Raw genomic sequence first — 11,758 nt, 5'->3', positions numbered from 1 at the left:
CAATAGTCACTGAACCGTCCGCGCTCAGGGCGCGTCGCCGGCGTGCAAAAACTCTGAGAAGCCGGGATCACGGTAGGCCGCGGGTGGCAACTCGTCTGCCAGCAAGGCGCTGTCGATCTCAGCGGCTGCGTGGATTTGCTCCAGATCGTGGTGGTTCTGGATCAACACCAAGCCGCCCACCAGCGCGACCAGCGGCAGCGCTGATGCCAGCCTCAACCAGATCGAAGGCGGGCCGCCCAGGACCGCTGAACGGCCCGAGACGCTAACCACCTGCGGCGCAGTGGCCGCAGCGGCGACCCGACGCTGTTGAACCGCCAATTCCAGCGCGCGCTCGCGGCTAAAACGCAGCCGCTCGGAGATGTCGTGGGGCAGAGATTGGGCACCGTGACTCAGGGCCGCAGTCATGCGCAACGCAACCTGACCTTCGAGCAATTCGAGGTGCATCGGCGCTGGCGGCGTGCCCGACAAGGTGATGGGGTGATTCATGGCGCGAGTCCCTTGGTTCTGAGTGCCTTGGCCAAAGCATGAACGGCCCGGGAACAATGTGTTTTCACACTGCCCTCGGAGCAGCCCATGACGGATGCTGTTTCTGCAACATCAAGCTCTTCCCAGTAACGCAACAGGAAGGCTTCTCGTTGACGGCCCGGCAGCTCGCCAATTTGCGCCTCGATGAGAAGCAAGATCTGTGACCGGGACACGGTTTCGGCCGCACTTTCGGCACCGAGCATGCCCTCGGCCGATTCCAGGCTTTCCAGCAGGTCGAAGTCTCCGTCGTCCGAGCCGACGTCGAAATCCGACATGTTTTTCAGCACCGAGTTCCGCACCTTTTGGCGCCGAAACCAGTCCATCGTGGCATTCGACAGGATGCGCTGGAACAACAGAGGCAGCTCGGCGGCGGGCCGGTCGGCGTACTTGTCCGCGAGGCGGATCATGGAATCCTGGACCACGTCGAGTGCAGCGTCGTCGTCGCGCACCGCATAAACAGTGCGCTTAAAGGCGCGTCGCTCAACGCTTTTTAGGAAATCTGAGAGTTCTTTGTCGCTCGCCAAGGTTGAGACCCGCTTCACCCGATTGGGGGCGGTTTCAAACCGCGCCGGATTATGGCACCGGGCTGGCGCGTCACACGCCAGTGTGGGGCACGCCAGGCAAGTGATGTGATAATGCTGCTAAGCACAAATCGTCATTGGTCTCAAGCTGGCCCGCCCACCCGGGGGGCCATTTGTTTTTGATCTCCCAGGTTCCGAATCCGCCTCACGAGGGTGCGAAAAGGGACACCGATGGATTTTCGTCAGAGAAATTCACAGAGGTTCTTCATGGACATGTCTTCCGCAGAAATCAAGCGCAGTGCCACGTCGGCGCTTCTGGCTTCACCGCAAGCCGCCAATTCTTCGACATCGGCCGCAGTCGTACCGCCCGTCGAGCCCAACGGTGCCGAGATTCTGGTACGTTGCCTGCAAGCTGAGAACGTCAAGTTCCTGTGGGGCTACCCCGGCGGGGCGGTGCTCTACATCTACGACGCGCTTTACAAGCAAGAAACCATCCAACATGTGCTGGTGCGCCACGAGCAGGCCGCTGTGCATGCCGCCGATGGCTACGCGCGCGCCACCGGTGAAGTGGGCGTGGCGCTGGTCACCAGTGGTCCGGGCGTGACCAATGCCATCACCGGCATTGCCACCGCCTACATGGACTCGATCCCGATGGTGATCATCACCGGCCAGGTGCCCACGCCGGCGATCGGCCTGGATGCGTTCCAGGAATGCGACACCGTGGGCATCACCCGGCCGATCGTCAAACACAACTTCCTGGTCAAGGATGTGCGTGACCTGGCGCTGACGCTCAAGAAGGCCTTTCACATCGCCCGCACCGGCCGGCCTGGCCCGGTGGTGGTCGATATTCCCAAGGATGTGTCGTCCAAGACTTGCGCTTTCAGCTACCCCGACAAGGTGGAGATGCGCTCCTACAACCCGGTCAAAAAGGGACATGGCGGCCAGATTCGCAAGGCGATGCAGTTGCTGTTGACGGCCAAGCGGCCCTACATCTACACCGGCGGCGGCGTGATCCTGGGCAATGCCTCGGCCGAGTTGCGTGAGCTGGCCGACCTGCTGGGGTTCCCGTGCACCAACACGCTGATGGGCTTGGGCGGCATCGCCTCGTCTGACCCCAAGTTTCTGGGCATGCTGGGGATGCATGGCACTTACGAGGCCAATATGACGATGCAGCACTGCGACGTTTTGTTGGCGGTTGGTGCTCGCTTTGACGACCGGGTGATCGGCAATCCCAAGCACTTTGCCTCAGTGGAACGCAAGATCATCCACATTGACATCGACCCCTCGTCGATCTCCAAGCGGGTCAAGGTCGACATTCCCATCGTCGGCGACACCAAAGACGTGCTGCAAGAAATGATTGCCTTCGTCAAGGACACGCCGTTGCGCCCCGAGGTGCAGGCCATGTCATCTTGGTGGGGGCAGATCAATGATTGGCGCAAGCGCGAGTGCCTGAGCTACAAGAACAGCGACGACTTGATCAAGCCGCAGTACGTGGTCGAGACCCTGTGTCGGCTGACCCAAGGCATTGACACCTACGTCACCAGTGACGTGGGTCAGCACCAGATGTGGGCGGCGCAGCATTTTGGCACCCGCAAGCCCCGGCAGTTTATTACGTCGGGTGGGCTGGGCACCATGGGCTTCGGCCTGCCCGCCGCCATTGGCGCATCGTTCGCCTCGGAGGGCAAGGAGCCGGTCTGGTGCATCTCGGGCGACGGCTCGATCCAGATGTGCATTCAGGAGCTGATGGTCGCCAGCATCTACAAGCTACCCGTGAAAGTGATGATCCTCAACAACCAGTTCCTCGGGATGGTGCGTCAGTGGCAGGAAATGTTCTGGCAGAAGCACTACTCGTCGGTGAATCTGGAGCAAGCCCCGGACTTTGTGAAGCTGGCCGAGGCCTACGGGATTCTGGGCCTGATCTGCGACAAGCCCGAGGAGCTGGAAGCCACTCTGAAGCGCGCCATGGAGCACGATGGCCCTGTAGTGATGGACATTCGTGTCAACAAAGAGAGCAATGTCTTCCCCATGATTCCGTCGGGGCAGACGATCAACGAGATGATGGTGCGCAAGCCCGAGCCCGCGCTCGCTCCGCCCAGTGTCTGCCACTTCGAGCCCAAGGACACCCGCGTCCCCGAGCCAAACGAGGTCGTGGATGTCGCGCGGTAGTAGCCCCCCATCCCCCGTCCAACAGGGGGGACATGCGGAAATTCCTTATTGTCCCCCCGCCGGGCGGGGGTTAGGGGGTGGGCAGTTCTCCCTCGGTTTCGTCAATGTCTACTTTATTGACAGTGGTGAGCCGGGGGGCGACTGGGCGCTGATTGACACGGGGCTCCCGCTACACTTCTCGGCGATTGTCCGAGAGGCGCAGCGGCGCTACGGTAAGGGCGCGCCCACGGGTATCTATCTCACACATGGGCACTATGATCATGTGGGCAGTGCGGCGGCGCTCGCGGCCTACTGGAACGTGCCGATCTTTGCTCACGAGGCGGAGCTGCCGTTTCTGACGGGTCAGTGCGACTACCCCCCCGCCGACCCGAGCTCTTGCGGCGGCTGGCTCTCTCTTGCGTCGCGCTTTGCCAGCACGCACGGCAAAGACCTGCGGCCCTTTGTTCAGCCACTGACCGAGGGGCCTCTGGGCTGGGAAGTCATTCCCCTTCCTGGGCACACGCCCGGGCAAGTGGGCTTTTGGCAGGAAGCCACACGGACACTGATTGCGGGTGATGCTCTGATGAACTTAAAGCTGGATACCTGGCGACCGCGCCGAGAGCTTACCTGGCCTCCACCGCCCTTTACGACGGACTGGTTCGCCACCCGCAAGAGCCTGGAGACGATTCTTGCACTGCGCCTCCGGACACTCTATTTTGGCCACGGCGATCCTCTGGTGAATGCACCACTGGACAAGCTCACCCAGTGGTTCGCTATCGCTCGAAAAGGTCGCTACATCGGGGAGCCCGTGCGCCAGGCCACCGATGGCAGTCTGATCATCGCGCCTGCCACCCAAGACCCGGCGAAACAACTCGCTAAGACCGTCGCGCTCGGAGCGCTGGTGGCAGGTGCTTACTTTCTTTTGAAACGCAAACAAAACTCATGACAGAAACACATACGATCACCGTTCTGGTGGAGAACCGCCCCGGCGTCCTCGCCCGCGTCTCTGGCCTCTTTGCCCGCCGTGGCTATAATATCGAGAGCCTCACGGTCTCGATCACCGACGATCCCAATGTCAGCCGGATGACGTTGGTGGTGGGCGGCGATGCAGATATTTTAGAGCAGATCACCAAGCAGCTCCATAAGCTGCTCGATGTGCTCAAGGTCTACGACTATGTCAATACCCCGATGCTTGAGCGCGAGCTGGCTCTGATTAAAGTGACAGTTGCCCCGGAGCGGCAAGTCGAGCTGATCCAGCTTGTGACCCAAGTGTTCGGCGGTAAGATCATTGACACCACGGATAAAGCCTTTGTGGTAGAAGTGACCGGCGGCGCGGAAAAAATAGACGCGTTTGAGAAACTCATGGAGAGCTACGGCATCCGCGAGCTGGTCCGCACGGGCCGGATCGCGCTGATGCGAGGCTCACGGACGGTGTAATTTTATGCACTACCCGGAGTTTGATGCACTCTGTCATGAGGTGGCCGGTAAGCTCTCTGAGCTACGCCGCCTGACGATGGAAACAGCCGTCCTCACCGACGATCAAGAAGCGCTGCTGGCGGAGCTCACCCGCCTGCTGCGCCTCACCGACGCCGCGTCGTCCCAGCAGATCCACTCGCTGCTGGGCGATACCACCACTCCAGATAGTGCCTTTCTCGCGGAGCTCCGTGATGAGCTGCCGCTGCTAGCATCGCCTGCGGGGTCCATCTCCCCCGGCTCGTTCCTCGCCACCCCCTCTTCCCCTGTCGCTCCTCCGTCGCAGGAAGAGGGGCCAGGGGAGATGCCAGCCTCTCTTCCCAACGAGGAACGAGTGGTCACACGAAATGGCGGAGAGATGGATTCCGGAGAGAGGGCGACAATGCGCGAGATCCCCGTCCCCTCCGGCCTGCTGGAGGAAATCTACTGGGACATCCGCCCCGTCTATCCCAAGGACAACCGCCTCCTCTTTGCCCACGATGCCGACTGGAAGTTCTGCCTGATCGTCACCGATGAAACCGGCCAAACCGCACTTCTCTTCGACACCGACGAAGCCCGCGCCGCGTATCTGAGAGAAGTCTACCGAGAGGCTTTAGATCGCCCCAAACCAGAAGACAGCAAAGGTGAGGAAGAAAGCGGCGACGAAGACCCCGATGCCCCCGTTCCCGCGCCGCTTCTGCCCCGAACGCCTGTCCTAGCAGGCGGCAATGCGCGGCGGCTCGAAGACGCTGTCGCAGAATCAGAGAGCGGCGGCGGAAGCGCTGCCCCAACAACCGTCGCGGCTTGGCGGAGGAACGGACTCGACTAATTGCCCTTTTTGTTGGGATTTTGGCAACAGACTGCGAGGCTTTCGAGCCGTGTGAACTTGCAGTAAGAAAGAAAATAAATAACTATGCCTGTTACGATTTACTATGACGCTGATGCGTCGTTTGATGTGTTGGTGGGGAAGACCCTCGCGGTCATTGGCTACGGCTCGCAGGGGCACGCGCATGCGCTGAACCTCAAAGAGTCTGGGATGAAGGTGATTATCGGGCTGCGTCCGGGCAAGAGCTGGGACAAGGCGGTTGCGGATGGCTTCGAGGTTTTGACCGTCGCGGAGGCTTCCAAGAAGGCCGATGTGATCATGATCCTGGTGAACGATGAGTTCCAGGGAGATCTCTACAACGCCGAGATCAAGCCGCACCTGACGGCGGGTAAGGCGATTGCGTTTGGGCACGGCTTCAATATTCACTTTGGGCAGATCGTGCCTCCGACCGATGTGGACGTGTTTATGTGCGCCCCCAAAGGCCCCGGTCATCTCGTGCGCCGTGTCTTCACCGAGGGCGCGGGCGTGCCCTGCCTGATCGCGATTCACCAGGATGCTACTGGTTTGGCCAAAGCACGCGCTCTGGCGTGGGCAAAGGGCGTGGGTGGCACCCGTGCGGGCGTGCTGGAAACGTCGTTCAAGGAGGAGACCGAGACCGATCTCTTTGGCGAGCAAGTGGTGCTCTGCGGCGGTGCGACAGCGCTCGTAAAAGCCGGGTTTGAGACCCTGGTCGAGGCGGGCTACCAGCCGGAGATCGCCTACTTCGAGTGCCTCCACGAGCTCAAGCTCATCGTTGATTTAATGTACGAGTCCGGGATCGCCGGGATGCGCTACTCCATCTCCGACACCGCGCAGTTTGGCGACATGACCCGTGGCCCACGCATCGTCGGTTCCGAGACGAAGGCCGAGATGAAGCGTATCCTTGATGAAATCCAGACCGGGCAGTTTGCCAAAGAGTGGATTTTAGAGAATAAAGCGAATCGCCCGAGCTTCAACGCCCTGGCAAAGCGCGACAACGATCATCTCATTGAAGTGGTCGGGCGTGAGCTTCGGGGTATGATGAGTTGGATGAAGAAACCTGCCACTGCCACCACTCAGACCGAGGTGCCCGTACAGCAAAGCGTTCAGAGCAAGATCGAGCTCTAAAATAAACAATGAGTGATGCTAGCGAGGGGAAGACAGCCCTGGATTCTGAAGAGCTTCCGGCCCGTGCGGACCGGGACCGCTTCCCCACGCTGGCGTCAAAGATCGGCGATGTGGACAAGACCTGCCTGGGATGCCTGGCAGGAGTCGGGATTATCGTCGTCACAGTACTACTATGGGCATTAGTCTGGTATCTGCGCACCCCCGAGGTGCAGCAAAAACACTAAAAAAGCGAGCGGTACGGCGCGTGATGGCTGTGCTGGCGCTTCTGCTCACCCTGCCACTGGTTCTGATTATCGCCTGCCAGCTTATCGTGGTCGGAGGCGCATCAGGGCGGCATTTTGACGCGCTGACTGCGCTCCCACCAAACCATGTGGGGCTGGTGCTGGGGACGAATAAATTCGTAGCTAGGGGGCGGCACAACGCCTACTACACCCAGAGAATCACCGCCGCTGCGAAGCTCTACAAAGCCGGAAAAGTGGAGTTTTTGCTGGTCTCGGGCGATAACCGCACCAGTCACTACAACGAGCCGGTGACCATGAAGCGGGATTTAGTGGCAGCCGGAGTGCCCAAGGAGAAGATCGCCTGCGACTACGCGGGCTTTCGGACACTCGACTCTCTGATTCGGGCAAAAGAAGTCTTTGGGCAGAGCAAGTTGACAATTATCTCGCAGCGCTTTCACAACGAGCGAGCGCTCTTTCTGGCCAGTGCAAACGAAATAGAGGCCGTGGCCTACGATGCAGGCACCGGCAACTTTCCGCAGGGAAAAACCGCCCTGCGCGAGATACTCGCTCGGGCGCAGGCAGTGCTAGATGCGTGGGTACTTCGCACCCGCCCCAAGTTTTTAGGGGAGCGCATCTCCATCGGCGGATAAGAAAGATTTTATGAGCAACCGAGTACATATTTTTGACACCACCCTGCGCGATGGTGAGCAGTCGCCGGGGGCTGCACTCAACGTCGAGGAGAAGCTAGAGATCGCCCGGCAGCTTGAGCGCCTCGGGGTGGATGTTATCGAGGCGGGTTTTCCGATCTCGTCGCCGGGGGATTTTGATGCCGTCCAGCGCATTGCCAAGCAAGTGCAGAGCGCGACGGTGTGCGGGCTGACACGTGCGGTTCGCAAAGACATTGATGTGGCCTGGGACGCGCTTAAATCGGCCAAGCGCCCTCGGATTCACACGGGTCTGGGGGTCTCGGACAACCACTTAAAACACAAGCTGCGCAAGAGCCGCGATGAGGCCCTGGAGATGGGGGTTAGCGCCGTTGCCTACGCAAAGTCGCTTGGCTGTGAGGACATCGAGTACTTCACCGAAGATGCGGGCCGGGCCGATCCTGACTATCTCTGCCGCGTAGTCGAGGCGGTCATCAACGCCGGAGCGACCGTGATCAATGTCCCCGATACCACCGGCTACGCCACACCTGAGGAGTACGGCGCGATCTTCAAGATGCTCCTGACGCGCGTCCCCAACGCCGACAAAGCCATCTTCTCCGCGCACTGCCACGACGATCTCGGACTGGCCGTCGCCAACTCGCTTGCCGCCGCCAAGAACGGCGCACGGCAGATTGAGTGCACGATCAACGGGATTGGGGAGCGGGCGGGAAATACCAGCCTGGAAGAGGTCGTGATGGCGCTCAAGACCCGCCGCGATCACTACGGCCTCGAAACGGGGATCATCACCCGTGAGCTCTTCAAGACCAGCCGCCTGGTGAGCAACCGCACGGGGATTCTGGTGCAGCCCAATAAGGCCATTGTAGGGGCCAATGCCTTTGCACACAGCTCGGGCATTCATCAAGATGGCATTCTCAAAGAGCGCACTACCTACGAGATCATGGACCCCGCCGATGTGGGTATCAGCGAGAGCAAGATCATTCTCTCGCCGCGTTCAGGCCGCGCCGCACTCAAGCATCGGCTCGAAGTACTCGGCCATACGTTCGAAGACCCTGCCTTTGAGAAAGTCTACGAACGTTTCTTGGAAGTGGCGGATCGGAAGAAGACGATCTACGACGAGGACTTGGAGGCACTCGCCACCGACGAGGCGCGTTTAGTCAATCAAACCTACGAGCTTGTCCAGCTCCAAGTGACCTGCGGAGACAGCGCCATTCCCACCGCGACTGTCAAGCTCCGCCACGCCAACCGCGCCGTGCTGATGGACGCAGACACCGGGAATGGCCCCGTGGACGCGATCTACCGGGCAATCAATCGTATTGTCAAGGTGCCCAATGAGCTGATCGAGATCAGCCTCCAGTCCGTCACCGAGGGCACGGACGCGCAGGCCGCCGTGACGATCCGAGTTCGTTCCGGCGAGGAGGTCTTCTCCGGTCACGCCGCCCACACGGATATCATCGTCGCCGCCGCCAAAGCCTACCTCAACGCGCTGAACAAGCAGCTCCTCAACCAGCCGGGCCGCGTCACGCAACCCGCAAGCGAGCGTGTGGGGGTGTGAGAGCCCCCCCCTCGTTCATTTGGCCGCCAGCGCCTTCTTGACGGCGTCCTCGAACTCCGACGCGCTCTGCCCGCCGATCAGCCGCGAGCTGATGCGCCCCTTTCGATCCAGAATATAGGTGCGCGGAATCCCCAGGCTATCGGGCACTTTACCATCGAGCCACTTGAAGTAGCCCAGGTCTGGCTCTCCGCCCTTTTTGTTGATAAAGGCTCCGGTAGTGGCCCCCTGCTGGCTCAGAAACTCTGCCGCCTTTGCCTTGTCATCGAGATCGTCGAGGGTGACGGTAAGCAAGTCCACGCCTTTTGCGGCGTATTTTTTCTGCGTCGCGACAAGTTCTGGGAACTCCGCACGGCAGGGCGGACACCAGGTTGCCCAGAAGTTAATCACTACGACACGCCCTTTGTGTGTCGCCGCTTCTTTCTTTAGTCCGACGGCATCAATAGGTGTCACCACCACTTTTCCCCCGGCCCCGCGGCTCATCACTCCCAAGCCCAAAATCCCCACGAGTGCGAGGCTCGCCGCAATTATTGTCTTCAAAATTTCAAGTCTCCTCTCTCTCATACAGCAAAAATCCTCTAAAAGTTCACACGGTACAATAGTGACTATGAAAGCAGCACAGAAACTAAGCCCGGAGGAGTATCTTACCTGGGAGCGGCAACGGGCCTGTCGGAGTGAGTATCGCGACGGCGAAGTGGTGGCGATGGCGGGAGCTTCTCCTCCTCACAACCGCATTGTTGCCAACCTGGTGGGGGAACTTCATCAGCAGCTTAAGGGTAAGCTTTGCGATGTCTATCCCAGCGATCTTAAGACGCGGGTGACAGCGATGCGCTATACCTATCCCGATGTGATTGTGGTCTGTGGCGAGCCTGTCTTCGGCAGCGAGGCAAGCGATGTACTGACAAACCCCACGGTGATTTTCGAAGTGCTCTCACCCAGCACCGAAGCAAACGACCGAGGCGAAAAATTTGCGGATTACCAACAATCCGCCTCACTTCAGGAGTACATTCTGGTTGCTCAAGACAAAGTGAGCGTGGAGCGCTACACCCGTCAGACAAGTGGCCTCTGGCTCTACGAGCGACTGGCGCGGCGTGAGGAGACGCTGACTCTCTCTAGCGTGAGCGTAGCAATTACACTAGACGAAATCTACTACCGGGTTGCTGTATGACTCGGCGTGATCTTCTGCTAACCTCTGCCGCTTCATTGCTTCCTCTTCCCGCTTTTGCACTCACTCAGAAGAAAACCGTCCAACTTCTGGGAACAGTGCTCTACTCCTATTTCGAGTGCAGCGATCTTATCCTGCGCGTCACACAAGTCACGCTCGCTGATGGGGCCAAGGTGGCGTTTGATACGCCGCGCGCCAAGCGCATCGTGCTGGCGGACCTAGACGATCCGCCGGTGCTTGAGGAAGGCGATGCGTTACGCGTGACGGGGATTGATCTGGGCCGGGGCATGGCGCTCAAGGCAATGCGCTGGGAGAAGGCAAGCAGCATGGCTCCGGACGAAGAGGCGAGCGTGGCTGAGACGGTCCCCCTTTCTGCGACGATCAAGCTGGAGGATGGCACACGCGTCGAGGGCAAGCGCTTGCTAACACTCACTGCTACCGGCTACGGGCCCGGCGAGAATGGGCGGTGGGGGGATAGAACCAAGCTGGAGACGGCTGTAGGGTACGGCACGGTTGCCGTAGACCCCCGTGTCATCCCGCTAAGAACCCGGCTCTGGGTGGAGGACTACGGCTTTTGTATCGCGCTAGATACCGGCGGCGCGATCAAGGGCCTGCGCATTGACCTCGGCCACGATACCGACGAAGCCGCCGCTCTCGTAGGCCGTGTCCGCCGCAAAGTGCTCGTGCTGGGATAAAATAGCCCCATGTCCCTTGTTTTTGCCGCCATCGCACCCCACGGGAGCGAAATTGTCCCCCAGCTCACCGACGATCTAGGGCTTATGGCCAAGACCCGCGCCGCGATGCAGGAGCTGGGCCGCCGCTTTACCGCCGCCAAGATAGACACTGTCGTTGTTTTGACCCCTCATGGGATCGTGGTGGAGGGCGCTCTCTCGATCAGTGGCACGCGCCACGCCGCCGGGATTGTTGGGGAGCCCGATGGTAAGCACATCAAAGTGGCGTTCGAGAGCGACCTTGCGTTTACGGCAGCGCTCCATACGGAGTGCGAGAAAGTCCCGATTCCCCTGGCGCGGCTGGTGGGCGACGACTCGAAAGAGAAGGCCGTTTTGCCGCTGGACTGGGGGGCGGTGATCCCGCTCTGGTTCACGGCGCATCCCCTCACCAGCCCACGCCCACAGACGGTGATTGTTGCGCCAGACCGGAGCTTGCCGCGTGAGACCCTCGTGCGCTTTGGTGTGGCACTCGCCCGGTGCGCCGCCGCAACTCCGAAGCGCATCGCGCTGATTGCCTCGTGCGACCAGGGCCACGCCCACGATCCCGATGGCCCCTACGGTTTTTCACCGGTCAGCGCGGAGCACGATGGCAAGATGTGCGCGGCAATTGTCTCGGAAGACCTGGGCAGCTTGCTAGAGTGGGATGAGGCATTTCTTGAAGACGCCAAAGTGGACGCGTTCTGGCAGACGATTATTCTCGCCGGAGCGCTCGGCCACACGCCCCTCACCGGCGAGCTTCTCTCCTACGAGGCCCCTACCTACTTCGGCATGGCAGTGGCAGCATACGAAGCCCAGTGAGTCGCTCCCATGAA

Annotated in this window: 14 protein-coding genes; 11 read left to right on the top strand and 3 right to left on the bottom strand. The window is 60.3% G+C overall.

The genetic code is table 11. The annotated features are described in order from the left end of the window. Positions 1-24: 24 nt before the first annotated feature. Both ACH2ED_RS22790 and ACH2ED_RS22785 read right to left on the bottom strand, forming a co-directional pair. On the bottom strand, positions 25-486 hold the full coding sequence (locus ACH2ED_RS22790) for a DUF3619 family protein (RefSeq protein ID WP_395095045.1): 462 nt from the start codon (positions 484-486) through the stop codon (positions 25-27). Continuing rightward, complete coding sequence (locus ACH2ED_RS22785) at positions 483-1,049, bottom strand: RNA polymerase sigma factor (protein WP_395095044.1); 567 nt, start codon at positions 1,047-1,049, stop codon at positions 483-485. The genes ACH2ED_RS22790 and ACH2ED_RS22785 overlap by 4 nt, the downstream gene beginning before the upstream one ends. 264 nt (positions 1,050-1,313) lie before the next feature. Here ACH2ED_RS22785 and ilvB point away from each other — a divergent pair, with 264 nt between their 5' ends. From ilvB to ACH2ED_RS22745, 8 genes are all read left to right on the top strand, one after another. Beyond that, complete coding sequence (ilvB, locus tag ACH2ED_RS22780) at positions 1,314-3,212, top strand: biosynthetic-type acetolactate synthase large subunit (RefSeq protein ID WP_395095050.1); 1,899 nt, start codon at positions 1,314-1,316, stop codon at positions 3,210-3,212. Further along, positions 3,199-4,137, top strand: a complete 939-nt coding sequence (locus ACH2ED_RS22775) for an MBL fold metallo-hydrolase (protein ID WP_395095043.1) — start codon at positions 3,199-3,201, stop codon at positions 4,135-4,137. The genes ilvB and ACH2ED_RS22775 overlap by 14 nt, the downstream gene beginning before the upstream one ends. After that, positions 4,134-4,628 (top strand): acetolactate synthase small subunit, encoded by a 495-nt coding sequence (gene ilvN, locus ACH2ED_RS22770; RefSeq protein ID WP_395095042.1) that lies wholly within the window; start codon positions 4,134-4,136, stop codon positions 4,626-4,628. Before ACH2ED_RS22775 ends, ilvN begins: the two co-directional genes overlap by 4 nt. Before the next feature lie 4 nt (positions 4,629-4,632). After that, positions 4,633-5,472 carry a hypothetical protein gene (locus tag ACH2ED_RS22765; RefSeq protein ID WP_395095041.1) on the top strand — a complete coding sequence of 280 codons (840 nt, stop codon included), beginning with the start codon at positions 4,633-4,635 and terminating at the stop codon, positions 5,470-5,472. Between the two features lie 84 nt (positions 5,473-5,556). Continuing rightward, the gene (gene ilvC / locus ACH2ED_RS22760) at positions 5,557-6,615 is read left to right on the top strand and encodes a ketol-acid reductoisomerase (RefSeq protein ID WP_394794730.1); all 1,059 of its coding nucleotides are present in this window, start codon (positions 5,557-5,559) and stop codon (positions 6,613-6,615) included. A gap of 8 nt (positions 6,616-6,623) precedes the next feature. After that, entirely contained in the window at positions 6,624-6,839 is a 216-nt protein-coding gene (locus tag ACH2ED_RS22755) for a hypothetical protein (protein ID WP_395095040.1), read from the top strand. 23 nt (positions 6,840-6,862) lie between these two features. Next, the gene (locus ACH2ED_RS22750) at positions 6,863-7,486 is read left to right on the top strand and encodes a vancomycin high temperature exclusion protein (RefSeq protein ID WP_395095049.1); all 624 of its coding nucleotides are present in this window, start codon (positions 6,863-6,865) and stop codon (positions 7,484-7,486) included. Positions 7,487-7,496: 10 nt separating this feature from the next. Beyond that, the gene (locus tag ACH2ED_RS22745; RefSeq protein WP_395095039.1) at positions 7,497-9,053 is read left to right on the top strand and encodes a 2-isopropylmalate synthase; all 1,557 of its coding nucleotides are present in this window, start codon (positions 7,497-7,499) and stop codon (positions 9,051-9,053) included. A 15-nt stretch (positions 9,054-9,068) separates the two neighbouring features. Here ACH2ED_RS22745 and ACH2ED_RS22740 read toward each other — a convergent pair whose 3' ends face one another. Continuing rightward, positions 9,069-9,590 carry a TlpA family protein disulfide reductase gene (locus ACH2ED_RS22740; RefSeq protein WP_395095038.1) on the bottom strand — a complete coding sequence of 174 codons (522 nt, stop codon included), beginning with the start codon at positions 9,588-9,590 and terminating at the stop codon, positions 9,069-9,071. A gap of 67 nt (positions 9,591-9,657) precedes the next feature. On the opposite strand from ACH2ED_RS22740, the gene ACH2ED_RS22735 reads away from it, so the two are divergent. The 3 genes from ACH2ED_RS22735 to ACH2ED_RS22725 are packed head-to-tail and all read left to right on the top strand — an operon-like array spanning position 9,658 to position 11,744. After that, complete coding sequence (locus tag ACH2ED_RS22735) at positions 9,658-10,218, top strand: Uma2 family endonuclease (protein ID WP_395095037.1); 561 nt, start codon at positions 9,658-9,660, stop codon at positions 10,216-10,218. Beyond that, positions 10,215-10,910, top strand: a complete 696-nt coding sequence (locus ACH2ED_RS22730) for a 3D domain-containing protein (RefSeq protein ID WP_395095035.1) — start codon at positions 10,215-10,217, stop codon at positions 10,908-10,910. The genes ACH2ED_RS22735 and ACH2ED_RS22730 overlap by 4 nt, the downstream gene beginning before the upstream one ends. A 9-nt stretch (positions 10,911-10,919) precedes the next feature. Then, positions 10,920-11,744 (top strand): aromatic ring-opening dioxygenase subunit LigB, encoded by an 825-nt coding sequence (locus ACH2ED_RS22725; protein ID WP_395095033.1) that lies wholly within the window; start codon positions 10,920-10,922, stop codon positions 11,742-11,744. Positions 11,745-11,758: the final 14 nt, after the last annotated feature.

The organism is Armatimonas sp. (assembly GCF_043757465.1).
In the GTDB taxonomy this organism is placed as follows: Bacteria; Armatimonadota; Armatimonadia; order Armatimonadales; family Armatimonadaceae; genus Armatimonas.
This window is presented reverse-complemented; position numbering and strand designations above follow the sequence as displayed.